The organism is Priestia megaterium (assembly GCF_046599315.1).
In the GTDB taxonomy this organism is placed as follows: domain Bacteria; phylum Bacillota; class Bacilli; order Bacillales; family Bacillaceae_H; genus Priestia; species Priestia megaterium_F.
On the sequence record NZ_JBKIKC010000004.1, the window covers coordinates 405,930 to 430,874 of the forward strand.

Consider the following 24,945-nt stretch of genomic DNA (forward strand, 5'->3'; position numbering starts at 1 on the left):
GCTCTATTTTCAATAGCAGAAATAAAAAAAGAACCTCTTTTAAATAAGAGATTCTCTTTTAGTCATGGTAATATGATAACTTTTTGACAGCTGAAATGTTTCAGCGAGCTGCCTGCTTCCTTGTGCTCCTTGTTCGCGCACATAGTCTAATTCGCTTGTTGTGAGCAATTTCATGCTAATCAGTTTGATAGATTCATAGGGTAAAGAGAGGCTAGCTGAAACAGAAGGGGATTGAACGCCCAGTAATACACCAATTTCTCCGTTTTTATTTACAAAATGAGACGGTACGTCCAAATCAGTAAATTCAATTGAAAGAACATCATGCTTCATGAATAGTTCTAGCATATTAGGATGAGCAGCAGCATTTTGACTCATTTGATAAAGAAGGTCAAATGCCCAGTGATCCTGGATATCAGATAAAGGCCCGCGAAGAAATTCATCATCACATTCGATATAGAATTCTAATCCTTTTCCTTGCTTTCTGCTCTTTTCTTCAGAGGATTGAAACGGATCGGACAAGCCGTCGCTTGCTAGAATAACCGTCTCTGTTTTTTGAACACGAATAAATGTTTGACGTCCAGATGGCCAAGCAGGTCCGCCAAAAAACATGGGATTCAACAAATGAGTTAATACGTCTCCGTCTACATGTCCAATTGTGTTCCAGTAGTCTTTTCTTTTGGAGATGGATTCCTCAAGAACACGCTCTACTTCTTTTTCCTGTTTCTTTTGTTTCCACTTTGAAAATAATGACAAGTATCCAACACCTCTTTGCGACTTCATAGTACCCAATATATACCTCATTTAGGGAGTTCGTAAACCACTATTAGCGTATAAAAGTAAATTATCCCTTTAAATTGTAAAAATTACAAATTTTCCTTAGGGAGATCATAGTATTTTGTCATTTAATTCAAAAATAAATGTATGAAGAATGCCATGAGTAAAGACATAATGGAAGGAATTTGGAAAGGCGGAAGGCGGAAAAACTAAGAACATGAATGAAGAGATGGCGCTCAACCGGGGATGAATTCAAGAAAAGAAGTTTAAAGCGTTTGAAAATTGCAAAACTTACGGGGCAAGATATGCTGTTCTTGATACAGTGGGCCGAAAATAATATAGCATAGTTGCTAGTCTATTTTTCTTTTGCTCTTTTAATAAATAGAAAGAACAAAGTAATCAAGATGAAATAGTTTATCGGATTTTTGAAGGTATTCTCGCCTAAAGCAAGCTGTAATAAAATCCATAAGGCAAATATAATTAATATAGCAGGTATAATAAGCGGGTTCATTGTTAGCTCCTTTCAATTATTACATATAAAAATAGCGGAATGCTCCCCAATAGAATGGGGAGTGTTTATTATTCATTTAGCCTTTTTTATTGTTTCCGCTGCATATCCTTCCTAATAAATCAGTTGAAAAATCAAATAAGCCACATACACGGCTTGAGCGAAAAATAAAAAACCCCAAAAGCGTGCTGAAAGGTTGGTAAGCTGCTTTAAACTCGTAGCGTCACCTGCATCGTTTGGGTATTTGATGCTTAACGCAAAAATAATAAACGCAGAAAATAGAGATTCTACAAGTAACAGCGCCCCAACAAACATCATGCTATAGCGCATAAGCTGTGGATCTTGCAAATAATAAATGCCTCCGAGGATTAAACCGATAGAAAATAGCCATACAATTCCGTATCCATTGCGTACCCAAAGCAGTAAATTGATTATAACAATAATCCCTAACCCATAAAAAAGCCAGTCGTAGTGATGGTGAACGAGCAGGTAGAAAAATAAATAAGCCATTGCCGAGCTGAACGGGTAGCCGGCTAAGGCAATAATGACGCGTGGCAGCCATCCTCGAGATCCTGCGTAGGTGGCAGTCACGGCTACACCTTCATTGTTTGTATAAAGCTCAATTCGATTGACGCCTTTTCCGACAATAAGCCCCATTAACGCGTGGCCATCTTCATGAAACATCGTATTTAAATTTGAAAAATAGCGTCCAATATGCCGAAGCAGTGCATTAACGCTAGGAGCAAATGAACCTATAAATGGAATACCTCTTGTTAGCACAAAAGCTAATAAAATAAATAAGAAAAGCGTAGTAGATTGTTCCATCGCGATAGTCCTTTTCGTAAAATGATATGTTTCTACTTTACTTGCAAACGTTCTAAAAGGGAAATAAAAAGGCCAGTTTCTCTATAAAAACAGAAGCTGAGAAATTTACATAATATTAATGTTAACAGACCTGACACATTCATTGACCAACTTATTCCAAATTTTATATTCTAAACAGATATAAGAAACGAGGAGATGGTTGAATGAAAGATACGTGGAACGCATTTGTAAACAGTGATCTTTACGTACCTCCAACAGGAAGGGGAATGTTAAATAACCTGAGTTTTGCGTTAAAAGACGTATTTGATGTACAAGGACATAGATCAAGTGCAGGAAATCCGGATTGGCTTGCCACGCATCAGCCTGCAAGCAAACATGCAGATGTAGTAGCTGCTCTTTTAAAAGAAGGGGCTGCACTAAAGGGAGTTACGCACACTGACGAGCTTATGTACGGACTAAATGGAGAAAATGCGCATTACGGAACGCCGATTAATCCAAAAAGTGCAAATAGAATTCCGGGAGGTTCTTCGAGTGGATCAGCAGTTGCTGTGGCAGCAGGAATGGCTGATTTTGCGATTGGAACTGATACAGGAGGATCGATTCGAATTCCATCAAGCTACTGCGGTATTTTTGGATATCGTCCTTCTCACGGACGCATTTCTACAAACGGTCTCATCCCACTTGCCCCAAGCTTTGATACAGTCGGTGTAATGGCTAGAGACGGCCACACTCTGCAAAAAGTTGGATCGATTCTATTGAACTCAACGCCGCGTGCTAGCGGGTTTAAGCGACTGTATGTCCCAACCGACGTGATGGAGCTTGGAGATGAACAAAGCATGCAAGCTCTTGTATCATCTATTAAGCACGTAATGAAGTCTTTCTCTACTACAGAAGAAATAGCAATCGCCCCTCAGGGTTTTTCTACATATATGGAAACCTTCCGCTTGCTGCAAGGAAAAGAAATTTGGCAAACGCACGGGGAATGGATTCAAAAAGAAAATCCAACGTTTGGAGACGACATTGGAAGCCGCTTTCGATGGGCTAGCACTCTTACATTATTAAATATGAATTATATAGAAGAAAAGCGTCGTGAACTTCGTTATTTTATGTACTCACAGCTTGGAGAAGAAGGAATATTAGTACTTCCTACAGCTCCAGGGCCCGCGCCTGTAAAAGATGCAAAAGGTCCAGAGTTAGAAAACAGAAGATTGCGAACGCTTCAAATGACATGTATTGCCGGACTAAGCGGTCTTCCGCAAATTACGATACCTGCAGCAGAACTAGACGGTTTGCCAATTGGCCTATCTTTTATTGCAGGATACAACCAAGACGAGAGATTATTAAATTGGGTAAAAGAAAACAGTGATCATATCATTCAAGCATCGGTAAGGAGCGTATCATGAAGTTAGTAAATATAATAGAGCAAGGGAAAGAGCAAGCAGCCATTTTAGAAAATGACAGCATTATGCTTATAGAAGATATTAATACTAAATATTTAACAAACTGGTCTACAACAATTTGGGATCTTATTCAATATAAAGAACTGCGTCACCTTGAAACATGGTATGCTCATAATAAATTTGGTATGAACGGCTCTTTTCCAGTACGTCACTTGCAGGACAGAAAACAAGCTCCTATTATCAGTAATCCTTCCAAATTATTAGGCATTGGATTTAATTATGCGGCTTCCGAAGAAAAAGTAAAGGACTACGATCGTGCCATTGATCCAGTTAGTTTTTTAAAGCCCGCAACCGCCATTATTGGACCGGATCAAAGCATTCGTATTCCAAAGCAGTCCTACAAAACAACGGCCGAAGCTGAACTGGCGGTGATCATTGGCGAAACGTGTAAGGATATAGAGCCAGATGAAGCAATGAACGTAATTGCTGGTTATACGTCAGCAATTGACGTAACCGCAGCCGATATTCACGCGGCGAATCATCGCTACTTAATGCGAGCGAAAAGCTTTGACACATTTTGCAGCATAGGCTCAGAATTTATAACAAAAGAAAGTATATCAAATGTGAAAGCACTCCAAGTGCGCACATTGATAAATGGAAACGTGCAGCATGAAAATACAGTGTCTAATATGATTTACGATATCGCATACTGTGTTTCATTTTTCTCAAAAGTCATGACGCTGCATCCGGGTGATATCATCCTAACAGGAACGCCGGGACCAGCTCTTATTGAAGACGGGGACTGTATTGAATGTCATATTAAAGGGATGCTTCCATTAAAGAATAAAGTGAAAGATATGAAGAAAGTGCCTCAGCAAATATAAAAAGCAAACCCGTTGCGCACACGCACGGGTTTTTAGATAGAAATAAACATCTTCACACTCAGTTCACAATTAGTAGATATACTAATTAAAAGATAGCAATTGTGTTACCATATACTGAAAAATGAAATATTTACAAATGGAAAAGAAACGGGTACGATAACTGTAGCGAAACTTAATAAAAAGGAGCTGACTGACAGTATGATCTTAGTCATCGGAGGAGCAGGCTATATCGGAAGCCACCTAGTAAAAGAATTAGTGAAAACAAATGAAGTTGTGGTACTTGATAATCTATCAACCGGTCATCGCTGGGCAATCGATGAGAAAGCGGTATTCGTAGAAGGAAATCTAGGTAATGAGAAAATTTTAGAAAGCGTATTCACAAATCATAAAATTGATGCTGTTATGCATTTTGCTGCTAACAGTTTAGTAGGAGAGTCAGTAACAGATCCTCTTAAATATTATCAAAACAACGTATCTGCGACGCTAACACTTTTACAAACAATGATGAAGCATAATGTGAAAAGGTTTATTTTTTCATCTACTGCTGCTACATATGGTATTCCTTCTGTAGATATCATCACAGAAGATACGGCAACAAACCCAATTAATCCATACGGACGTTCAAAGTTAATGATTGAACAGATTTTAGCTGACTTTGCAAATGCTTATGATATGGAATATGTTGTACTTCGTTACTTCAATGCAGCGGGTGCTTACGAGACAGCGGAAATTGGCGAGTGCCATGATCCTGAAACACACTTGATTCCAATCATTCTTCAGCACCTGCTTGGTGAACGTGAAAATATCTCTGTATTCGGCTCAGACTATGATACTGCAGATGGAACGTGCATTCGTGACTACATTCACGTAACGGACCTAGCAAATGCTCATATCTCAGCGCTTCAAGCACTGTTAGACGGTTCGAAGAAAACAGCAACGTACAACCTTGGAAACGGCCTTGGCTATTCTGTAAAAGAAGTGATCGAAACGTGTGAAAAAGTAACGGGTAAAAAAGCGAATGTCGTAATGGCAGACCGTCGTGCTGGAGACCCAGCACGCCTAGTCGCATCTTCTGATAAAATTCACGCAGAATTAGGCTGGAAAGCGGAAATTTCATTAGAAAAAATCATTGCATCAGCTTGGAACTGGCATCAAAACAGCGCCAAAGTAACAAGTTAATAAAAAAAGCCTCTTTTCTCTTTGAAAGAGGCTTTTTTTATTACGATTAAGCTGATTTATGTTCTAAATAATCATTTTTAAAATCCAGTGGTTTAGCCCATGGAAAAGCCTTCTTCTTTGCGGACATTTTCCCTAAACAAGCACGACTTTTGTTCTTTTCCATATGATGTAGGTAAATATACCATTCACAACTGTCCCCGTTTATAAAATAGTTTGCAAGGAGGTTATGATATGTATTACTGTGTAAGATGCTCCAAATTTCATGACGAACAGGAAAAAGAAAACATCTTTCAAAATGGTTTTTACATTGATCCCTATTTGCTTCAAAAAGTTCATCTGGGCATGTGCGTGCACAAATCGCCCTCAATCAAACAAATGAGAGCCGTAGAACGATTCGAAAAGAAAAAGATGTAGAATCCACGTTCACCAATAAGAAGCTAGATCTAACCAGGTCTAGTTTTTTCAGTGGATAACAGCTTTCTTCAGCTATCTTTCATGTAATATTAAGAGAAATTTAAGACAAGCCCACTATACTAGTTGGTAGGCGTATACATAGGATATGATACGTTAAGAAATTGAAACAGCAGTCCGTTTTATAAACTAGAAAGGAGGGTGTCAGATGATTTCTGAAAAACGATCTCTTTTGTTGAAAGAACAAGCAAAGCTTCTCGCATTAAAAGAATATAAAGGCATTGTAAAGTCCGTATCGCTGAGTAAAATAGTCACTCCTCCCATTTATATAGTAGACATCCTTACATTAAACGGAGAAGAGCATAAAGTAAAAATTAACGCGCAAACCGGAAGTATTGTTAAGGAGAAAATGATCCCTTTAACTAAAAGCTGTGCAAAAGCATACGCGTTAAGACAGCATAAAGGCATTATCGAATCGATTGTTCTCACTAACAAGCAATATGAAATTTTGATTCTTGGACTTGATGGAAAAAGCCACAGCGTTAAGATTGACGCTGAGGTTGATGTGCTAGCGCAAGAAGAGCGAAGCGTTCAGTAAATGCCCTATATTATGTAATCAACCTCACTTTGTTGAAAGTGGGGTTTTCTTTATTTGGAGAAACCATTAATAAAGGTAACAATAAAAAAAAGAAACAATTCTTTATTTAACGGAAATATTACTCATTATGTCTCCATTCAAAATGATATTACAGAACAAAAAGCGCTAGAGAATAAGCTTCATTTTGAAGCGACCCATGATAGTTTAACAGGGCTTCCTAACCGGGCAATGCTGTTAAACGAGTTAAACAAAGTGATTGAAAAAAAGCAGCGGAAAAGCGATGATTTTATTACGCTTTTGTTTCTCGACTGTGATAATTTTAAGCAGATTAACGATGAATATGGCCATCATATAGGAGACGAATTTCTAAAAGCGTATACGAAGAGATTAAAAAGCTGTGTGCGGAAAGACGATCGTATTTACCGTTTGGGCGGGGACGAGTTTATCCTTATTATAAACGCAACAAAAGGACGAGAAATTGAACAAATTGCTAGGCGAATTCATACGTCTCTTCAGCAATCTTGGAATGTACGCGGCTGTTGTTTGCGTACAACACCTACTATTGGCGTGTCTATTTATCCAAAGGACGAGGAATCGGCTACTTCATTATTAAAAAATGCAGATAATGCGTTATACAAAGGGAAAAGAGAAGGGGAAAATAATTATATTCTTTATCAAACATAAAAAAAGCCTCACTAGAGGCTTTTTTATTTTATCCATGTTTTTGCCCACTTACTGACGGGCCCTAAGATCATACCAAGCTCTGATCCTTTTTTGGTTAAAATATATTCGATACGAACCGGACGTTCAGGAATAACGTGCCGGATTACAATTCCTTCTTCTTCTAGCTCTTTCATTCGTTCCGTTAACATTCGTTTACTTAAAGAAGGAATGCTGCTGTGAATTTCACTAAAGCGTTTGGGCCCGCTCATAAGGACATAAATAATTAATCCATTCCACCTTTTCCCAATTATATCAAATGTTTTCCACACTTTTGGACATAACTCATCAAAATCATTCATTGATTTCACCTACTTTATCGTATATAGGATATTAAAAGTAACCCATTTAATGTTTATTATATACTAACATTTGGATAATGAAAAGGCTATCTTTTTTTATTTTCAAAACTTTCAGTAGCTTGAAAACGCTGTATTGTAAAGAATTTTAAAAAAGTCACAAAATCGACATATTATTGTTGACGTATCAAAAAAAAAGGTCTAAGATTGGTTACATAAAGTTACCTAGTTAAATAAAAGGTACTTTAAATTTACAATTACATCAAGAGTTTGAGAAAGAAGGTTAGTATCAAATGGATATCCTTTTGGCTATTCTTCCTGCGATTTTCTGGGGAAGTATTGTCCTGTTCAACGTTAAATTGGGCGGAGGTCCTTACAGTCAAACGCTTGGAACTACAATTGGTGCGCTGATCTTTTCGGCCGTTATTTATTTCGTAGTTCATCCAGTATTGACACCGCTTATTTTTATTGTCGGAATCGTTTCAGGGTTATTTTGGGCAGTTGGGCAAAGTAATCAGTTGAAAACGATTGATTATATTGGTGTTTCAAAAACCATGCCAATTTCAACCGGTATGCAACTTGTGACAACATCACTATTTGGTGTTATCGTGTTTCACGAGTGGTCAACAACAACAACCGTTATTTTAGGTGTGTTAGCTCTTATCTTTATTGTTATTGGTATTGTGTTAACATCACTAGAAAGCGAAAAAAATGCAGAGCAATCTGGACAATTTAAAAAAGGGATTGTTACCCTTATTATTTCAACAATTGGATACTTAGTGTATGTAGTTGTCGCTCGTTTATTTAATGTAGACGGATGGTCGGCACTATTCCCACAAGCCATTGGTATGTTAATTGGTGGACTTATACTTACTTATAAACACAAACCGTTTAATAAATACGCAATTCGCAACATTATTCCAGGGCTGATTTGGGCAGCTGGTAATATGTTCTTATTTATCTCTCAACCTAAAGTAGGGGTTGCAACAAGTTTCTCATTATCACAAATGGGAATTGTTATTTCAACGCTTGGCGGTATCTTCTTATTAGGAGAAGAGAAAACAAAACGTCAGCTTATTTCGATTACGATTGGTATTGTGCTCATCATTTTAGGTGGCGTATTCCTCGGAATGGCTAAAAGTTAACGTTTACGTAAAAGTCAATGATAGTATGTATGAATAAATGAAAACATTAGGAGGATTTTATTATGTATACAGATTTAAAAGATAAAGTAGTTGTAATCACAGGCGGATCAACTGGTTTAGGTCGCGCAATGGCTGTTCGTTTCGGCCAAGAAGAAGCAAAAGTGGTTATTAACTATTACAACAATGAAGAAGAAGCTTTAGAAGCGAAAAAAGAAGTAGAAGAAGCAGGCGGACAAGCAATTATCGTTCAAGGCGACGTAACAAAAGAAGAAGACGTTGTAAATCTTGTTCAAACAGCCATTAAAGAATTTGGTACATTAGACGTAATGATTAACAACGCTGGTGTTGAAAACCCAGTTCCTTCTCATGAGTTATCTCTAGATAACTGGAATAAAGTTATTGATACAAACTTAACAGGTGCATTCTTAGGAAGCCGTGAAGCAATCAAATATTTTGTTGAAAACGACATTAAAGGAAACGTTATTAACATGTCTAGTGTTCACGAAATGATTCCTTGGCCATTATTTGTTCACTATGCAGCAAGTAAAGGCGGTATGAAACTAATGACGGAAACATTGGCTCTTGAATATGCGCCAAAAGGTATCCGCGTAAATAACATTGGACCAGGTGCGATGAATACACCAATCAACGCTGAAAAATTTGCAGACCCTGTACAACGTGCAGACGTAGAAAGCATGATTCCAATGGGTTACATCGGTAAACCAGAAGAAGTAGCAGCAGTTGCAGCATTCTTAGCATCATCACAAGCAAGTTATGTAACAGGTATTACGTTGTTTGCTGATGGCGGTATGACGAAGTACCCTTCTTTCCAAGCAGGAAGAGGCTAATAGTTTTTAATCGATGTAGAAAAAAGAGACATGGCAAAAAGCGCCATGTCTCTTTTTTCTATACCTAGGAGAATTTCACCCCCCTTTCGGGATTGGTGAAATTCTCCTAGGTAAAAGCTTTTAAGACCTTTTTAGGAAGATTCAAGGGAGCTTTTTTGTGCCTCCCTTATAAGTTTATGGTATTAGCCAGCCATTTTTTTGTTAGATGATGGCTGGTTTTTGTCTTTTAGCTTGCTGAAGATAAAGGCAAGAATCGAGCCTGAGATGTTGTGCCAGACGCTGAAGATGGCGCTTGGGACAGCAGCTAGCGGCGAGAAGTGTGTAGAAGCAATGGTGACGCCCAGCCCTGAGTTTTGCATACCAACTTCCATCGCTACTGCTTTTTGTTTGGCTAGATCCATTCCGCACAAGCGGGCAAAGAAGAAGCCGATTGTGAAACCAAGAACGTTGTGAAGCACAACTACGGCAAAAATGATACCGCCAGTTTTAGCAAGCTGTGCTTGGCTTCCTGCCACGACGGCAGATACAATCATGACAATCGCGACTACTGAAACAAGTGGAAGAGCTTTGGAACTTGCCTCTGCGGCTTTTCCGAAAAATTTTTTAATCGTAAATCCAAGAGCAAGTGGAATGATGACAACTTGTATAATCGAAATAATAAGAGACATGATATCAATATCGACCCACTTGCTTGCAAATAATAAAATGAGAAGCGGTGTAACAATTGGTGCTAAAATGGTTGAAACAGAAGCGATTGCAACCGCGAGCGCAACGTTTCCTCGAGCTAAAAAGACCATTACATTTGATGATGTACCGCTTGGACAACAGCCTACTAAAATAACGCCCACCGCTATTTCTTTTGGTAAATGTAAGCCAATCGCCAAACCGAATGCGAGAAGCGGCATAATGATAAAATGTCCCACCACACCTAGTGCTACTTCTTTCGGTCTTCGAAATACTTCACTGAAATCAGATGCTGACAGCGTTAATCCCATTCCGAACATGACAATTCCTAAGAGTGGAACAATGTACTTTCCAATCCATACAAAGTGCTCTGGGAATGAATAAGCAATAACGGAAATTAAAATAACCCAAAGTGTAAATGTTTTTCCTGCAAATGTACTGATTTTCTCTATTGTTTTCATCTGTACGATACCTCCTGCGAACTATAGGAAGAAATTATACTATTTATTCAGAAAAATTAAAATAGTATTTTTGTAAAATAGTACAGAATATTTTATCTTTTGGATATTATTTCAGTTTAAATGCAAGCATTCCTTCATTGAATGTGCAGAATATGTGGTAATATAAAGAAGTTAGTTTTAGAAAGTCGGAGGAGTTTAGTCATGAAATTTATCTATATTTTGTCTGTCCTTCCGTTCGTAGGCATATTAGGGTTTCTTCCTTTTGTTAATCGAGTGACTCCGTTTGTTCTCGGTATGCCGTTCAATATGTTTTGGATGGTGATATGGGTGGTGCTTACGTCCATTATTTTAGGGGTTATGTATAAGTTTGATCCCAGAAATCGGGAAGGGGAAGAAGAATGAATAGTGCACTTATTATTATTTTACTATTTTTAGTGGTAGCTATTTTTCTTGGCATACGATCAACCAAAGGCAGGGATATGAACTTGGAGCAGTGGACGGTAGGAGGACGCGGTTTCGGGGCTATTTTAGTGTTTGTGCTGATGGCCGGAGAAATCTACACAACGTTTTCGTTTCTAGGTGGAAGCGGATGGGCTTATGGAAAAGGAGCTCCTGCACTTTATGTATTAATTTATATTAGCTTATCGTATGTTTTATCATACTGGCTTCTTCCGGTTATTTGGAAGTATGCAAGAGATCATAAGCTTGTCTCGCAGCCGGATTTTTTTGTAAGCAAATATAAAAGCCCTTATCTTGGTGTGCTTGTAGCTGCTGTAGGAGTGATTGCCGTCATTCCTGTTATTGTTGTGCAGTTAAAAGGATTGGGAATTATTGTATCACAAGCATCATACGGCGCCATTTCGATGCCGGCAGCCATTTGGATGGGAGCCATCAGTTTAACGCTGTATGTTATGATATCCGGCATTCATGGTTCTGCATGGACGGCTGTTATTAAAGATATTATGATGCTTGTTGTCCTTGGGTTTTTAGGCATTTATTTGCCTTTTCATTATTACGGAGGATACGGTCCGATGTTTGAGGCTGTGAATGCAGCGAAGCCAGGGTTTTTAAAGTTTCCTGAGCAAGGCCTAAGCGTCTCGTGGTTTATTTCGACTGTTATTTTACTAGTCCTTGGTTTTTATATGTGGCCGCAAGTGTTTAGCTCAAGCTATACAGCAAAAAATGCAAAGGTATTTCGTAAAAATGCAATCATTAGCCCTCTTTACACGCTGATGCTGTTGTTTGTATTTTTTGTGGGATTTGCAGCTATTTTAAAAGTTCCTGGTTTAAGCGGAGGAGACGTGGATCTTGCGCTATTACGTATCTCAATTCAGACGTTTGATCCTTGGTTTATTGGAATTATTGGAGGCGCTGGTTTACTGACGGCGCTTGTGCCGGGGTCGATGTTGTTAATGAGTGCATCAACGCTGCTGGCTAAAAATATTTACAAACCGTTTGCACCTCAAGCAAGCGAAGCGCGTATTGCCGTTTTAGCGAAAAGCTTTGTACCAATCGTGGCGCTCATTTCCGTTTACTTTACACTAAACGGGGGAACGACGCTGTCAACAATTATTTTAATGGGCTATAGTCTAATGACACAGCTGTTTCCATCACTGATTTTCAGTTTAAAGAAAAACAACTTTGTAACGAAACAAGGAGCAGCGTGGGGGATTATTGTGGGCATTATCGTAGTCGCCTATATTACAATCAGCGGATCTACTATTGGTACGTTATTTCCGTCACTGCCTCAGCAAATGAAGGATATCAATGTCGGATTTATTGCGCTGCTTGTCAACTTTATAGTGATGTGGGCAGTCAGTATGCTCACGCAAAAAAACAGCGTTTCTACATAAGAAACGCTGGTTTTTCTGATTAAACAATAAAGAGCCAAAGGAATATAATCATCCTTTGGCTCTTTATGTGGCTTTTAACCGATAATTTGTAAAGTTTCCTACATCAACTGATTTACGCTAAAGCGGGAACTCGGTCGTTATAGTAAATAACTTCCGATAGGATCTTACACCCTTTAATCTCCTGAAATGTCTTTTTCGCCTCTACCTCTGATTCAAATTCAAACATAGTCGGACTTTGGTTTTTCGAGTAAACGGTAATGATCCACATTGTAAAATAAGCTCCCCCTATAAATAATAGTTTTCCTTTTTAATGTAGCTATCAGGTGATGTAATAATAATTAAATAGTTGTGATACAGCCTCACATTTTAAAAGGTACTTCTACTATACAACAAAAATTGCAAAATAAAACAAGAAAATCTAAAAAACTACAGAGAATAATGAAAGAGAATAAATAACCATTTATATATGGACTATATTTATAAATGGAGGTAGGAATGTAAAAAAATATAGGGAAGAGCGATTGTCTTTTAGATTGCTAAATTATATACTTATGTTCAAAAAGTGCAGGAAGTGAATAATGAAAGTTGATACGGTAGTAAAAAAAGATGTTTTACTCATTTTGGTGATGATAGTAGTTGTGCCGCTAGCAGGAGAGCTTAAATATTATCCTTTTCACGATACGTATAGAGTTAGTTTTGCTGTGCCTATTTTTTTCTTTTCACTGCTGCTTTTAAGAAAGGTATCTCCCGTTATCCCGGGTATTTTAGTTGCGGGTGCTATAGTAGGCTTTCGAATGTGCCTTGATTGGTATAACTACGAATCATTTGATTTTCTTCATTCTTTGCAGATTCGGTGTTCAGCAGGAATTTATTATCTCGTGTATGCGATCGCTTTTTCTTGGTTTAAAATTAACGATTTCCATTCAAAACCATGGATTATTGGTATATGGAGCATCATAATCGAAACGGTTTCAGGCGGTATGGAATTGTTTTTCATGTACGTGACGGTTCATCATCACATTGTGTTTCCGGAGTTTATGCAAATTTTTATTGTAGGCGTCTTTCGAAGTTTCTTTGTTTTATGCCTATTTAGCATGATCAAACTCTACGAAGGGCAGCTGCGAGAACGACAAATCTCTCAAAAAAATGATCAGCTGCTTGTTGTGCTTTCAAATTTATATGAAGAATCGATCCATTTGAAAAAAACGCTGCAAGACGCTGAGCGGATTACGAAAAAGTCGTATGATTTATATGAAGAATTACACGAAGCAGATATAAATGAGCTTACTTCGCTGCATGAATTTAGCCAAAAAGCATTACAAATTGCAGGAGAAGTACATGATATTAAAAAAGACAACCAGCGGATATCAGCAGGCTTGTCTAAGGTTATTACAAAAGAGGAATTTTCTGAGTATATGGAAATCGAAAGTCTGCTTCAAATCGTCATGCGCAGCAATGAAAAATATGCGGCGCTGTTAACGAAAGATATTCATTTTTCATGTTCGATTCTAGGAGAGCACCCTCGCTATCACGTATACTTGTTTTTATCATTAATTAATAATCTAGTAACGAACGCAGTCGAAGCGATTGAAAAAGAAGGAACGATTATTATCGAAGTATGTCGAGAAGAAGACCGCATTTTACTGTATGTGAGAGATAGCGGTCCCGGTGTGAAAAAAAGGCATGAACGTCTTATTTTTAAAGCGGGATTTACATCCAAATACGCAAAGGACGGGACGCCTTCTACAGGACTTGGGCTTGTCTACGTTAAGCAAATGACCGAGCAGCTGGGCGGAAGTATTCAGTTTATTAATCTGTCTCCAAGCCCCGGTGTTCAATTTACTATAGATTTACCTATTTCTACGTTAATGGGGGATAAGGACTAATATGCGATTTTATATCATAGATGATGACGAAGTCTTTCGTTCAATGTTAGCTGAAATTATTGAAGATAATGATCTTGGGGAGATTATAGGAGAAGCAGAAGATGGAATTGTCTTAAATGATCAATTTTCTCTGTTGCAGCAGATCGATATTTTATTTATTGATTTGTTAATGCCGATTCAAGACGGAATCGAAACCGTACGCAAAATAAAGGATATCTTTAAAGGGAAAATCATCATGATGTCACAAGTAGAAACGAAAGATTTGATTGGAAAAGCCTACTCACTTGGCATTGAATACTATATCACCAAGCCGCTCAATCGTATGGAAGTGCTAATGGTCATTCAGAAAGTAATTGAGCGAATTCATGTTCAACAATCCATGGAGAAGATTCAGGAATCGTTAAATACCGTACTTAATGTAGGCAACCAGCAAAAGACGCCTTCTTTCGGTAAAAAGGAAAGCGACCCGGCAGAAGCCTGCAGGTTTCTATTAAGAGAACTTGGTATTTTAGGAGAAAGTGGAAGTAAGGATTTGATTGAAATCATTAATTACTTGCATCAAACGGAAAAAAGCACGATGTACGAACAGCATTTTCCTTCCCTTAAAGAAATCTTTGAAAAAATTACTGTGAAGAAGCTTGGTTCATCTTTTTCAGAAGACGCGCTGCAAAAAGAAATGAAGGCAGCCGAACAGCGAGTAAGAAGAGCCATTTATCAGTCGTTAAACCATTTGACCTCTCTTGGAATGGTGGACTTCTTTAATCCAAAATTTGAAAATTACGCGTCTAAGTTTTTCGATTTTTCAATGGTGCATCAGCGCATGAGAGATATAGAAAAAGGCACGGGGAAAAGCAGTACTCCGAGTCGCATAAATGTAAAAAAATTTATCCAAATGCTATATTATGAAGTCAAACAAGCGCTGTAGTAAAAAAACTACAGCGTTTTCATTTTGTAATTTTCTAAAAACTTTTGTTAGTTTCAGTAGGTTTTTGTTAGATTTTGTGATGTCTGTGATAATGTAATCTTATGAATAAAAGAACTATGTAATAAACAGTTCTTAATGGAATTGTATCTGTTGAATACATTAAGCGCAAATAAACAGCTTCGAGCTGTTAGAAAAAGAAGGAAGGTGCAAAGATATGTTCAAAAAGCTTGGATTAGCAGGACAGATTTTAATTGGTTTGATTGCAGGTATTATTGTAGGGGCCGTTTTTTATGGAAATCCTAAAGCAGTTGAAGTGCTGCAGCCAATTGGAGACGTATTTATTCATTTAATTAAAATGATTGTGGTGCCGATTGTTATTTCTAGTATCATTGTGGGCGTTGCTGGTGTTGGTGATATTAAAAAGCTTGGTAAATTAGGCGGAAAAACAATTCTTTACTTTGAAATCATTACAACGGTTGCCATTGTTGTAGGCTTATTAGCAGCTAACTTGCTTCACCCTGGTACTGGTGTGGACCGCAGCGGTCTTGAAAAATCAGATATCAGCAGCTACACATCTACGGCAGAAGCTACAGAACAAAAAGGGTTTGTAGAAACATTTGTTCATATTGTTCCAACGAATGTATTCGAGTCAATTGCTGCAGGCGATATGCTGCCAATTATTTTCTTCTCAGTACTATTTGGACTTGGAATTGCATCAATTGGTGAAAAAGGCAAGCCGGTTTTAAGATTTTTTGAAGGTACGGCCGAAGCGATGTTTTGGGTAACGAACTTAGTTATGAAGTTTGCTCCGTTTGGTGTATTTGCACTAATTGGTGTAACCGTATCAAAATTTGGACTAGCGTCTTTGATTCCGCTTAGTAAGCTTGTGATTGTTGCTTACGGCACGATGATTTTCTTTGTAATCGTTGTACTAGGACTTGTAGCTAAATGGGCGGGGGTTAACATCTTCCACTTATTAAAAGTGCTAAAAGATGAATTGCTGCTAGCATTTTCAACTGCAAGTTCAGAAACGGTGCTGCCGCGTATTATTGCCAAAATGGAAAAACTAGGATGCCCTAAAGCGATCACATCTTTTGTTATTCCGACGGGGTATTCATTTAACTTAGACGGATCTACTCTTTATCAAGCTCTTGCTGCCATTTTTATTGCGCAAATGTACGGTATTGATATGAGTATCACACAGCAGCTCTCCCTCGTATTAATTTTAATGGTTACATCTAAAGGTATTGCAGGAGTTCCGGGCGTTTCGTTTGTTGTACTGCTTGCAACACTTGGATCTGTAGGGCTCCCAGTAGAAGGACTTGCTTTTATCGCTGGAATCGACCGTTTATTAGATATGGGACGTACAGCGGTAAACGTAATTGGAAACTCACTTGGCGCGATCGTAATTTCGAAGTGGGAAGGGCAGTTTAACGACGAAGACAAGGAAGCTTACATTAACGAGGTAACAAAAAAAGTATCGTAATAACTAAAAAACTCTTGAGTATTCAAGAGTTTTTTTCGTTTGAATTTGCTTTGAAAAGTTGGGAATAGTAACTAAGGATGAAAAACAAATGATTGGTAAAAGGAGGTCTCAACATGGGAAGAGCAAATAATCACAAGTCATCACACAACAACAAAGGATCATTGCCTCAAACACCAAAAGAGTTAAAAATTGCTCCTGATCAAGCAAATGAGGAATTTTCACGTGAGTTAGCGCAGCATCATGATGCTAAAGCAAAACAGGACTTAATTTTGAAACAGCAAAAGGAAAAGTAAGAGACAAAAGAGGTTGGACAAAAGTATTTTAGTTGAAGGAAAATCCGAACGATGAATCGAGATTCTTGATGGAGAATCCAACGCGTTCGGATTTTTTCATTGGTATGGTAAACGTAGGCTTCGTGTATGTAGGTGCTTCTAGCGGTTGATTGGAGGGCAAGGCGAAGACTCCTGCGGGAAAAGCGGAATAGGTGAGACCCTACAGGAGCGTAAGCCGACGAGGAGGCTCATCGGCCGCCCGCGGAAAGCGAAGCCTTGCACGGAAATCAACAGCGGTGTAACAATCCGATCATTTATCCTATATGTTCGTCTTTAGATTGGATTAATTTAGTTATGTCTCAACCTCTTTTATACATATTGAAAGATAAAAATTCCTAAGTAACCATTTTGTAACATTATTTAATCATAGCGTAATAGTTTTTAAGGCTTTTTTCATTATAATTAAACCGAACGCATTTAAAAAATAAGTTCATAGAAACGTAACGTTCGGTTACATAATGGAGGAAGAAAAATGAAGAAAGCCATCATTGGGTCTATAACGGCAGCAGCAGTCTTATTCAGTGGAGCCAGCCCGTTTATTGCACCTGCTCAAACAGTAGAAGCAGCGTCATATTCATACAAGGACACCGCTATTGCTATTGGTAAAAAATTAATGGGCGTGCCTTATAAATGGGGAGGTACAACAACAAAAGGTTTTGACTGCTCTGGATTTATTCAATATATTTTCAAAAAAGCTGGAAAAACACTTCCGCGCACAACGGAGCAAATGTATCGGGTAGGGACAAGCGTTTCAAAAGCAAAGCTTCAAAAAGGAGATTTGGTTTTCTTTCAAACGTATAAAAAAGGTCCGTCACATGTGGGCGTGTACTTAGGAAATAATCAGTTTCTTCAAGCTTCTACGTCTAAAGGAGTGACGATTACGTCTCTTAGCAACAGCTATTGGAAAGCACGTTATATTGGTGCAAAACGGATTTAACCGTCCGTCATTTTTTTGGAAAACAACACTACACTATGTAGTGTTGTTTTGTTTTGCATACACATAAAATATGGCTGAAATTACGGACGTTATTTTTAACGTTTTATACAAAAAAATCCATATTCTGTGAGATAATAGTGTTAACATATTTTGTACTTTAACATAAGGAACATCCCACTCTATTCGAAAGTTTGGTGAGCGAAGATGAAGCGCTTAGTATGGAGTTATGGAATAGGTATTGTTGCAATAGCAGCAGTACTTTCACTTTTCTTTATGATGAAAGGGCAAACAGAGAAAGCTGTTGTTAGCGGAAATGTCCCAAAAGCTCATACGAAGGCAGAAAGAGTTAAGCAGCCCATCTCACCGTTTCAATCGGTGCAGCCTAACGAAGCGGGGAATGAAGTGAACAATATAAAAAACAACATGCCTGAAAAAGCCGATCCGCCTCCATTTTTAGTCTACATTGACCCTGGTCATCAAGCTCAGGCCAACCTAGAGAAAGAGCCAATCGGACCGGGAGCAGCAGAAACAAAAATAAAGGTTTCCGGAGGCACATCAGGCGTGGTAACCAAGAAGCTCGAATACAAGCTGACATTGGAAGCCTCCATGATATTAAAAAAACTGCTCGAAGAAAAAGGCATAACGGTAAAGCTTACTCGCAGTTCTCACGATGTGAATATCAGCAACCGAGAACGAGCGGAGCTTGCGAATAATTCGAAAGCTGACTTGCATATACGCATACATGCAGATGGTTCTGAAAACGCGTCTGTAAAAGGATTTTCTGTGCTCACTCCTGCAGAAGATAATTACTATACAAAGTCTATTTATCAAAGCAGTCTACAGGCATCTCAAGCTATTCTTACCGAAGTGAAAAAAGATCAGTTTGTCGAAGTAGATGGCATTCGTTATCGCAGTGATCTTTCAGGATTTAACTGGTCAACTGTACCTGTAACGCTAGTAGAACTCGGGTATATGACGAATCCAGAAGAAGACCGGAACCTGTCTGATCAGGCTTATCTTACAAAGCTAATGAATCATGTGGCAGACGGTATAGTGGCATATGAAGATATGAAAAAATAAAAGGTGAAAAGACCTATAAAAGCGTGTGACTAAATCAATTGATTTATGTCACACGTTTTTTTGTCGTTCATATGATATAAAAAAGCGTTTTTTCGACAAGAAAATGGACGAGCAGAAAAGAAAACTAGGTAAAATGCTTTAGATTTTATAAAACTGTGTCGATATAACGAGTGATATTAAAATGCGTTAGACAGTAAATGAAAATGGGGGAACAAGATGAGAAAGTTAACAGCATTAGCTTTAGTACTAAGCGTACTGCTGTTTCAATTCACGCCGCTTGCTAGCGTGAAAGCTGAAACGGTAGAACCAGTTGTGTCTGTAAAATTAGTAAACTATTTAGGAGATCAGCATGCAATTACAATTAAGCCGTCTTATTTATACACTATTAAAAACTCGGATTTGGTCTTAAATGCGAATACAGAGTATACGGTGGCAGCAACAACTCAAGGTGTCACTTTAAAACAAGGAAGCACGGTCTTAGGTGAATTTACGAGCTTTGAAATTACACCGTCTCTTTATAAAAATCCCGTATCTATTAACGGCAGACAATACTTAGGAGACGTAGCGTTTACAAATGAAAAAGGATCTTACGTCAGACCTATTAATACGCTGCCGATTGAAGACTATTTAAAAGGCGTTGTGCCAAATGAAGTCTATACATCTTGGAATCTGCAAGCTTTAAAAACTCAGGCGGTGGCAGCAAGAACATACGCAATGAGCTATGCAGGAAAAGTCATTAACGATACGGTAAGCTATCAAGTATACGGTGGCTATACGTGGTATGACAGTACAAACCAAGCAGTAGATCAGACATTCGGACAAGTAGTGACGTACAATAATAAATTAATTAACGCCGTTTTCTCATCAAGCAACGGCGGAAGAACGGAATCAAACAGCAACGCTTGGGGAGGGACTCAGCTTTCTTATTTCCCGGTGAAAGAAGATCCATACGATAAGCAGACGCCGTGGACATTAGCTATTCAAAAAACGCAAATTGATTTAACAGGAAAAGATTTAGCTAACTATAGCACATGGTGGAACACGGTTTCTGAAAAAGATAAAACAGTTACGGATAATTTAAAATCATGGTTAGTGGCCAATAAGCACCCTGGTAAAACAATTAAAATTATGTCTATTCCAAAAGTAAGTTTTTACGCTCCTTCATCAGGCGGTCGTGTGACCAAAGGTGCCATTACAGTGGACTATCTTGTTAAAGGAGATGTAGACAGTTCGCAAAAACTAGTGATTCATCATTTGGAATTAACAGATTTAACATCGACGAAGCTAAAATCTATGTTAAACAGCCGCGTGATGCTTAGCCTGCTTGTAACGGAAACAAATGAAACAAGCACATCAACAACTTTTAATGGTAAAGGAAATGGACACGGTGTTGGAATGAGTCAGTACGGTGCTCAAAAAATGGCAAGTCTAGGAAAAGACTATCGTGAAATTTTAGATTTTTATTATCCAACAACTACTCTTTTAAGCTTTTATACAACAAAGTATCCGCGAAAAGAGCAGGAGCAAGAAGACCCGAAAGATACAGCTGCGCCTGATGCACCTTCAGTTAATGCACTAGGAGATAATCAAACATCACTTACAGGCGTAACAGAACCAAATGCTTCTGTTATTGCAAAAGTGGGAAATGAAGTAATCGGAACAGGTCTTGCTGATGAAGACGGAAAGTTTGCGATTACGATTACAAAACAGCAAGCTGATACAAACGTGTCGGTAACGGCTAAAGATGCAGCTGAAAATGAAAGCATGGCAACGGTGGTAACCGTAACGGATCAAACACCGCCTTCTGTTCCAATTGTAAATGAAGTAAGCGACCAAGACACGACCGTAACGGGCGTAACAGAAGCAAGCGCAGCCGTGACGGTAAAAGCCGGCAATGCGATGTTCTCTACAGTAGCGGATGCTAACGGTACATTTACTGTTTCAATTCCAGTACAAAAAGGTGGAACAACCATAGCAGTAAGCGCAAAAGATAAAGCAGGAAACGAAAGTCAAGCGCCTTCGTTTGCGGTTAAAACTACGTTAAAAGCACCGCTTGCACCAAAGGTAAATGCAGTAAGTGATCAAGACACAATGATTAAAGGGACGGCTGAAGCAAATGCTGAGGTCATCGTTAAAAACGGAAGTCTTCAGCTTGCAGCTGGCAAGGTAGATGCCAAAGGAAATTACAGCATCTCAATTGCGAAACAAAAAGCAGGAAGCGAGCTGTCTGTAACCGCTCAAAACGCGGGGGGGACAAGTTCAGCCACTACGGTAGCCGTACAGGATAAAACAGCACCAACCGCGCCAAAAATAAATGCAGTAAGTGATCAAGATACAAAAGTTACCGGTACCGCAGAAGCAAATGCGACGGTTACTGTAAAAGCAGGAACAACAACTGTTGGAACAGCTAAAGCAAGTGCAAATGGAGCATTTTCTGTTGCCATTTCTCTGCAAAAAGCGAATACAAAGCTAAGCGTACAAGCAAAAGATGCAGCAGGAAATAACAGCTCCGTATCGACCGTAACCGTTACCGCAAAGCAAAAAGTTCCGGTAAAACCAACGGTAAATGAAGTGAGTGATCGGAGCACAGCTGTTACGGGTAAAACAGAAGCAAATGCGACGGTTATCGTTAAAAACGGAAGTCTTCAGCTTGCAACTGGTAAAGCAGATGCCAAAGGAACATACAGCATCTCAATTGCGAAACAAAAAGCAGGAAGCAAGCTGTCTGTAACGGCTCAAAACACAGCTGGCGTAAGTCCAGTCGTAACCGTAACTGTGCAGGATAAAACAGCGCCCGTTACACCAAAAGTGAACGGTGTAAGCAATCAAGATACAGTAGTAACAGGAAGCACGGAAGCAGGAGCAGAAGTGCATGTGAAAATTGATAAAAAAGTAATCGGCAAAGGAAATGCAAAGGCGGATGGGAAGTTCAGCATCACGATTCCAAAGCAGCCTGCGTCTACGAAATTAGCCGTTATCGCAAAAGATGCAGCCAATAACTACAGCTCCAATGCGTTTATAACGGTTAGTGCCGTGCAGACAAAACCGGCGCTTCCAACCGTTAATAAGCTTACTGAAAAAAGTACAGCGGTAACGGGAACAGGAGAAAAAAATGCATCTATTTATATTAAAGTAGGCGGAAAAATTATTGCAAGTGGAAAAATTGATGGAAACGGCAAGTTCAGCGTGAAAATTCCTGCTCAAAAAGCAGGAACAGAAGTGACGGCCGTGCTGCAAAATAAAGTAGGATACAGTCCGTATAAAATTGTAAAAGTTCAAGACACAACACCGCCGGCACCTCCGGCAGTGAATGCAGTTACTTCTTTGTCGACATCTATCTCTGGAAAAACGGAAGCAAATGCTGTGATTACGATTAAAAGCGGTACAAAGGTGATCGCATCAGGCAAAGCAGATAGCAAAGGACAGTTTAAAGTAACTATTCCAAAACAAAAAGCAGGCGTAAAACTAGCTGTTACGGCAAAAGATGCCGCTGGAAATACAAGTTCAGCAGCTAACATAAACGTTAAATAAAAACAAAAAAGAATTCTCTGAGGAGAATTCTTTTTTTATGCGATTTTTAAGTGTAATAGCAGGTTACTAAAAAGTTACCTTGGAACTTTGAAGTGCCTAACTTACTTTAAAGTGGGTTCTATCTTTTTCTTTTTTTGTGTTTCATAATAACAAATGTAGCAAAATTAGTAGGAGGTTTTTTATAATGAGTAATCATTTGCAAGATACAGTAACACTTCGTAATGGAGTCAAAATGCCATGGCTTGGATTAGGTGTATTTAAAGTAGAAGAAGGGCCTGAGTTAGTTAATGCGGTAAAAACAGCTATCGTAAAAGGCTATCGCAGCATTGATACGGCAGCTATTTATGGAAATGAAGAAGGTGTAGGAGAAGGAATTCGCCAAGGTTTGAAAGAAGCAGGTCTTTCACGCGAAGACATTTTTGTTACATCAAAAGTTTGGAACGCAGATTTAGGCTATGAAGCGACATTGGCTGCTTACGAAACAAGTTTACAAAAGCTAGGCTTAGAATATTTAGATCTATACTTAATTCACTGGCCGGTAGAAGGTAAGTATAAAGAAGCGTGGAAAGCATTAGAAACGCTGTATAAAGAAGAAAAAGTAAGAGCGGTGGGTGTAAGTAATTTTCAAATTCATCATTTAGAAGACTTAATGAAAGATGGAGATGTAAAGCCTGTTATTAACCAAGTTGAATATCATCCTCGTTTGACGCAAAAAGAGCTGCATGCTTTTTGTCAAAAGCACGATATTCAGTTAGAAGCATGGTCTCCGCTCATGCAAGGAGAATTGCTAGATAACAATGTGTTAAAAGAAATTGCTGAAAAACACGGTAAATCAGTTGCTCAAATTATTCTGCGATGGGATCTGCAAAACGGAGTTGTAACAATTCCAAAATCGACAAAAGAACATCGTATTGTTGAAAATTCATCGCTATTCGATTTTGAATTGGATGCTGAAGACGTAAGTAAAATTGATGGATTAAATCAAAATCACCGAGTAGGTCCAGATCCGGATAACTTTGATTTTTAATAGAAGAACCAAGACAGGGAGTTTCTCTCTGTCTTTTTTATATGCGTTATTACATAAATTTAATAATTTCTTCACAGTAAGCTAAAGGACGGGCTATATGATAAAGAAAGGTCGTGAAAGATAGAGAAATCATTTTATTTTTAGGTGTAAAATAGGCGGTGTAACGATGACAAAACAAGCTTACTCTCACATACAATGTAAAAAAACATCAATGATTGATTTATTGCTGGATGCAGGGGTTTATAAAAAAGGAAACAAGCAGTTATATGAGCTTACGCTTCAAGAACTTGAAACAGAATACGAAGCTATTTCACAGCAGCGTATATCGGAATGAAATTTTGATACATTGCTAGAATTTGTTATAATAGAGGAAAGGATAGGAGTTGATTTATATCGAAAAGCACCCGACAGACTCGCAGCCCATCCGTACGGATATCCTCGATTCTATATTTGCTAAAATGGTATTAAATAAGGCTATCCGAGATTTTAGAAGAGATCAAATTTTACGTGAAGTAGATCAAACATTAGAAGAAAGAAACAAAGAGAAATTTTTTCAATTAATTGAAGAATTAAAATCAATTTCTTAAAGTGTGTTTGCATGATAGAATTTGATTTAATCATTTTAGCATATAAAAACAGGTAAAGAGCGGCATGCTTAGTTACCTGTTTTTTTGTCGTCTGCTTGCAAATAAAGGCTTTAAATAAAAAGTGTATAAAGTTTTATAAACGTTCCTCTATTAAACAGACAAAAAGAGTAAGTCTAATGTACTCACTCTTTTCAGAAAGGTATGGGTGTTACTGAGAAAATGAATGTCACCTTCTAAGTGTTGCGTGTGGGGTTTAGAAAGTTCTATGCATCTGCATATTTTCTATTTCATTCGCTCTATGTATTGTTAAAGTAACAATATAACTATATCTTATCACACGAACGAAATTCGATTCAATATATTTATTGATTTTCTTTTTAAATTGTTCTAAATAATTAGTGAATGTAAAAAAATGTTTTTATTAGGTGACTGTCTATCTATAAAAAAACACTTGTTTATTTCTGACGGACTGTAAGCTTCAAAAGAGTACAATCCGTCTTATAAATCCGTATTAAGAAAAAATGAGCTGAACCCAATAAAATAAGAGAAAAAGAGTAACGATGGT

The 24,945-nt window shown here is 38.2% G+C and carries 26 protein-coding genes; 21 read left to right on the forward strand and 5 right to left on the reverse strand.

Annotated features, from left to right (window positions below):
- Positions 1-39: 39 nt before the first annotated feature.
- From ACLHDF_RS16425 to ACLHDF_RS16435, 3 genes are all read right to left on the reverse strand, one after another.
- Positions 40-753 carry a hypothetical protein gene (locus ACLHDF_RS16425; RefSeq protein ID WP_413919780.1) on the reverse strand — a complete coding sequence of 238 codons (714 nt, stop codon included), beginning with the start codon at positions 751-753 and terminating at the stop codon, positions 40-42.
- Between the two features lie 376 nt (positions 754-1,129).
- The gene (locus tag ACLHDF_RS16430; protein ID WP_413919781.1) at positions 1,130-1,285 is read right to left on the reverse strand and encodes a hypothetical protein; all 156 of its coding nucleotides are present in this window, start codon (positions 1,283-1,285) and stop codon (positions 1,130-1,132) included.
- A 111-nt stretch (positions 1,286-1,396) separates the two neighbouring features.
- Positions 1,397-2,107, reverse strand: coding sequence for a M50 family metallopeptidase (locus tag ACLHDF_RS16435; RefSeq protein WP_413919782.1), 711 nt, complete (start codon positions 2,105-2,107; stop codon positions 1,397-1,399).
- A gap of 203 nt (positions 2,108-2,310) precedes the next feature.
- On the opposite strand from ACLHDF_RS16435, the gene ACLHDF_RS16440 reads away from it, so the two are divergent.
- The 6 genes from ACLHDF_RS16440 (at position 2,311) to ACLHDF_RS16465 (ending at position 7,263) form a co-directional block, all read left to right on the forward strand.
- Positions 2,311-3,510 carry an amidase gene (locus ACLHDF_RS16440; RefSeq protein ID WP_413919783.1) on the forward strand — a complete coding sequence of 400 codons (1,200 nt, stop codon included), beginning with the start codon at positions 2,311-2,313 and terminating at the stop codon, positions 3,508-3,510.
- Entirely contained in the window at positions 3,507-4,391 is an 885-nt protein-coding gene (locus ACLHDF_RS16445; protein ID WP_413919784.1) for a fumarylacetoacetate hydrolase family protein, read from the forward strand. Before ACLHDF_RS16440 ends, ACLHDF_RS16445 begins: the two co-directional genes overlap by 4 nt.
- 198 nt (positions 4,392-4,589) lie before the next feature.
- On the forward strand, positions 4,590-5,570 hold the full coding sequence (gene galE, locus ACLHDF_RS16450) for a UDP-glucose 4-epimerase GalE (RefSeq protein WP_413919785.1): 981 nt from the start codon (positions 4,590-4,592) through the stop codon (positions 5,568-5,570).
- Positions 5,571-5,801: 231 nt separating this feature from the next.
- Complete coding sequence (locus ACLHDF_RS16455) at positions 5,802-5,984, forward strand: DUF3973 domain-containing protein (RefSeq protein WP_413919786.1); 183 nt, start codon at positions 5,802-5,804, stop codon at positions 5,982-5,984.
- 205 nt (positions 5,985-6,189) lie between these two features.
- On the forward strand, positions 6,190-6,579 hold the full coding sequence (locus tag ACLHDF_RS16460; RefSeq protein ID WP_413919787.1) for a PepSY domain-containing protein: 390 nt from the start codon (positions 6,190-6,192) through the stop codon (positions 6,577-6,579).
- Positions 6,580-6,633: 54 nt separating this feature from the next.
- A complete protein-coding gene (locus tag ACLHDF_RS16465) occupies positions 6,634-7,263 on the forward strand; it encodes a diguanylate cyclase domain-containing protein (protein ID WP_413919788.1) in 630 nt (209 codons plus the stop codon).
- 23 nt (positions 7,264-7,286) lie between these two features.
- Here the strand turns inward: ACLHDF_RS16465 and ACLHDF_RS16470 are convergent, their stop codons facing one another.
- On the reverse strand, positions 7,287-7,601 hold the full coding sequence (locus ACLHDF_RS16470; RefSeq protein ID WP_028407725.1) for a winged helix-turn-helix transcriptional regulator: 315 nt from the start codon (positions 7,599-7,601) through the stop codon (positions 7,287-7,289).
- 290 nt (positions 7,602-7,891) lie between these two features.
- On the opposite strand from ACLHDF_RS16470, the gene ACLHDF_RS16475 reads away from it, so the two are divergent.
- Together ACLHDF_RS16475 and gdh are read left to right on the forward strand one after the other, a co-directional pair.
- Entirely contained in the window at positions 7,892-8,743 is an 852-nt protein-coding gene (locus ACLHDF_RS16475) for a RhaT/GlcU family sugar-proton symporter (RefSeq protein WP_413919789.1), read from the forward strand.
- A 62-nt stretch (positions 8,744-8,805) separates the two neighbouring features.
- Complete coding sequence (gdh, locus tag ACLHDF_RS16480; RefSeq protein WP_413919790.1) at positions 8,806-9,591, forward strand: glucose 1-dehydrogenase; 786 nt, start codon at positions 8,806-8,808, stop codon at positions 9,589-9,591.
- A 182-nt stretch (positions 9,592-9,773) separates the two neighbouring features.
- Here the strand turns inward: gdh and ACLHDF_RS16485 are convergent, their stop codons facing one another.
- Positions 9,774-10,736 (reverse strand): bile acid:sodium symporter family protein, encoded by a 963-nt coding sequence (locus tag ACLHDF_RS16485; RefSeq protein WP_413919791.1) that lies wholly within the window; start codon positions 10,734-10,736, stop codon positions 9,774-9,776.
- A gap of 201 nt (positions 10,737-10,937) precedes the next feature.
- Here ACLHDF_RS16485 and ACLHDF_RS16490 point away from each other — a divergent pair, with 201 nt between their 5' ends.
- From ACLHDF_RS16490 to ACLHDF_RS16550, 13 genes are all read left to right on the forward strand, one after another.
- Positions 10,938-11,138: a DUF3311 domain-containing protein gene (locus tag ACLHDF_RS16490; RefSeq protein ID WP_264387859.1), complete on the forward strand. Its 201-nt coding sequence runs from the start codon at positions 10,938-10,940 to the stop codon at positions 11,136-11,138.
- On the forward strand, positions 11,135-12,589 hold the full coding sequence (locus tag ACLHDF_RS16495) for a sodium:solute symporter family protein (protein ID WP_413919792.1): 1,455 nt from the start codon (positions 11,135-11,137) through the stop codon (positions 12,587-12,589). Before ACLHDF_RS16490 ends, ACLHDF_RS16495 begins: the two co-directional genes overlap by 4 nt.
- Positions 12,590-13,167: 578 nt before the next feature.
- A complete protein-coding gene (locus ACLHDF_RS16500) occupies positions 13,168-14,475 on the forward strand; it encodes a sensor histidine kinase (protein ID WP_413919793.1) in 1,308 nt (435 codons plus the stop codon).
- Position 14,476: 1 nt separating this feature from the next.
- The gene (locus ACLHDF_RS16505; protein ID WP_413919794.1) at positions 14,477-15,400 is read left to right on the forward strand and encodes a response regulator; all 924 of its coding nucleotides are present in this window, start codon (positions 14,477-14,479) and stop codon (positions 15,398-15,400) included.
- 214 nt (positions 15,401-15,614) lie between these two features.
- Positions 15,615-16,886 carry a cation:dicarboxylate symporter family transporter gene (locus ACLHDF_RS16510; RefSeq protein WP_413919795.1) on the forward strand — a complete coding sequence of 424 codons (1,272 nt, stop codon included), beginning with the start codon at positions 15,615-15,617 and terminating at the stop codon, positions 16,884-16,886.
- Between the two features lie 113 nt (positions 16,887-16,999).
- The gene (locus ACLHDF_RS16515) at positions 17,000-17,179 is read left to right on the forward strand and encodes a YfhD family protein (protein WP_013055768.1); all 180 of its coding nucleotides are present in this window, start codon (positions 17,000-17,002) and stop codon (positions 17,177-17,179) included.
- Positions 17,180-17,324: 145 nt separating this feature from the next.
- Positions 17,325-17,495 carry a hypothetical protein gene (locus ACLHDF_RS16520; RefSeq protein ID WP_413919812.1) on the forward strand — a complete coding sequence of 57 codons (171 nt, stop codon included), beginning with the start codon at positions 17,325-17,327 and terminating at the stop codon, positions 17,493-17,495.
- A gap of 195 nt (positions 17,496-17,690) precedes the next feature.
- On the forward strand, positions 17,691-18,155 hold the full coding sequence (locus ACLHDF_RS16525) for a C40 family peptidase (protein WP_413919796.1): 465 nt from the start codon (positions 17,691-17,693) through the stop codon (positions 18,153-18,155).
- A gap of 204 nt (positions 18,156-18,359) precedes the next feature.
- Positions 18,360-19,235: an N-acetylmuramoyl-L-alanine amidase family protein gene (locus ACLHDF_RS16530; RefSeq protein WP_413919797.1), complete on the forward strand. Its 876-nt coding sequence runs from the start codon at positions 18,360-18,362 to the stop codon at positions 19,233-19,235.
- A gap of 216 nt (positions 19,236-19,451) precedes the next feature.
- A complete protein-coding gene (locus tag ACLHDF_RS16535) occupies positions 19,452-22,766 on the forward strand; it encodes an Ig-like domain-containing protein (RefSeq protein ID WP_413919798.1) in 3,315 nt (1,104 codons plus the stop codon).
- 184 nt (positions 22,767-22,950) lie between these two features.
- Positions 22,951-23,793 (forward strand): aldo/keto reductase, encoded by an 843-nt coding sequence (locus ACLHDF_RS16540; RefSeq protein ID WP_413919799.1) that lies wholly within the window; start codon positions 22,951-22,953, stop codon positions 23,791-23,793.
- A 166-nt stretch (positions 23,794-23,959) separates the two neighbouring features.
- Positions 23,960-24,127, forward strand: coding sequence for a Fur-regulated basic protein FbpA (locus ACLHDF_RS16545; protein WP_251394943.1), 168 nt, complete (start codon positions 23,960-23,962; stop codon positions 24,125-24,127).
- Between the two features lie 49 nt (positions 24,128-24,176).
- Positions 24,177-24,380 carry an IDEAL domain-containing protein gene (locus tag ACLHDF_RS16550; RefSeq protein WP_413918891.1) on the forward strand — a complete coding sequence of 68 codons (204 nt, stop codon included), beginning with the start codon at positions 24,177-24,179 and terminating at the stop codon, positions 24,378-24,380.
- Positions 24,381-24,945 lie beyond the last annotated feature (565 nt).

Excerpts from the sequence above, each read along its gene's own strand:
- galE (WP_413919785.1), top strand. The coding sequence starts at position 4,590 with ATGATCTTAGTCATCGGAGGAGCAGGCTATATCGGAAGCCACCTAGTA.
- ACLHDF_RS16500 (WP_413919793.1), top strand. The coding sequence starts at position 13,168 with ATGAAAGTTGATACGGTAGTAAAAAAAGATGTTTTACTCATTTTGGTG.
- ACLHDF_RS16440 (WP_413919783.1), top strand. The coding sequence starts at position 2,311 with ATGAAAGATACGTGGAACGCATTTGTAAACAGTGATCTTTACGTACCT.
- ACLHDF_RS16455 (WP_413919786.1), top strand. The coding sequence starts at position 5,802 with ATGTATTACTGTGTAAGATGCTCCAAATTTCATGACGAACAGGAAAAA.
- ACLHDF_RS16430 (WP_413919781.1), bottom strand. The coding sequence starts at position 1,285 with ATGAACCCGCTTATTATACCTGCTATATTAATTATATTTGCCTTATGG.
- ACLHDF_RS16515 (WP_013055768.1), top strand. The coding sequence starts at position 17,000 with ATGGGAAGAGCAAATAATCACAAGTCATCACACAACAACAAAGGATCA.
- ACLHDF_RS16510 (WP_413919795.1), top strand. The coding sequence starts at position 15,615 with ATGTTCAAAAAGCTTGGATTAGCAGGACAGATTTTAATTGGTTTGATT.
- ACLHDF_RS16445 (WP_413919784.1), top strand. The coding sequence starts at position 3,507 with ATGAAGTTAGTAAATATAATAGAGCAAGGGAAAGAGCAAGCAGCCATT.
- ACLHDF_RS16530 (WP_413919797.1), top strand. The coding sequence starts at position 18,360 with ATGAAGCGCTTAGTATGGAGTTATGGAATAGGTATTGTTGCAATAGCA.
- ACLHDF_RS16495 (WP_413919792.1), top strand. The coding sequence starts at position 11,135 with ATGAATAGTGCACTTATTATTATTTTACTATTTTTAGTGGTAGCTATT.
- ACLHDF_RS16540 (WP_413919799.1), top strand. The coding sequence starts at position 22,951 with ATGAGTAATCATTTGCAAGATACAGTAACACTTCGTAATGGAGTCAAA.
- gdh (WP_413919790.1), top strand. The coding sequence starts at position 8,806 with ATGTATACAGATTTAAAAGATAAAGTAGTTGTAATCACAGGCGGATCA.
- ACLHDF_RS16485 (WP_413919791.1), bottom strand. The coding sequence starts at position 10,736 with ATGAAAACAATAGAGAAAATCAGTACATTTGCAGGAAAAACATTTACA.
- ACLHDF_RS16475 (WP_413919789.1), top strand. The coding sequence starts at position 7,892 with ATGGATATCCTTTTGGCTATTCTTCCTGCGATTTTCTGGGGAAGTATT.
- ACLHDF_RS16435 (WP_413919782.1), bottom strand. The coding sequence starts at position 2,107 with ATGGAACAATCTACTACGCTTTTCTTATTTATTTTATTAGCTTTTGTG.
- ACLHDF_RS16460 (WP_413919787.1), top strand. The coding sequence starts at position 6,190 with ATGATTTCTGAAAAACGATCTCTTTTGTTGAAAGAACAAGCAAAGCTT.
- ACLHDF_RS16470 (WP_028407725.1), bottom strand. The coding sequence starts at position 7,601 with ATGAATGATTTTGATGAGTTATGTCCAAAAGTGTGGAAAACATTTGAT.
- ACLHDF_RS16490 (WP_264387859.1), top strand. The coding sequence starts at position 10,938 with ATGAAATTTATCTATATTTTGTCTGTCCTTCCGTTCGTAGGCATATTA.
- ACLHDF_RS16505 (WP_413919794.1), top strand. The coding sequence starts at position 14,477 with ATGCGATTTTATATCATAGATGATGACGAAGTCTTTCGTTCAATGTTA.
- ACLHDF_RS16525 (WP_413919796.1), top strand. The coding sequence starts at position 17,691 with ATGAAGAAAGCCATCATTGGGTCTATAACGGCAGCAGCAGTCTTATTC.
- ACLHDF_RS16535 (WP_413919798.1), top strand. The coding sequence starts at position 19,452 with ATGAGAAAGTTAACAGCATTAGCTTTAGTACTAAGCGTACTGCTGTTT.
- ACLHDF_RS16545 (WP_251394943.1), top strand. The coding sequence starts at position 23,960 with ATGACAAAACAAGCTTACTCTCACATACAATGTAAAAAAACATCAATG.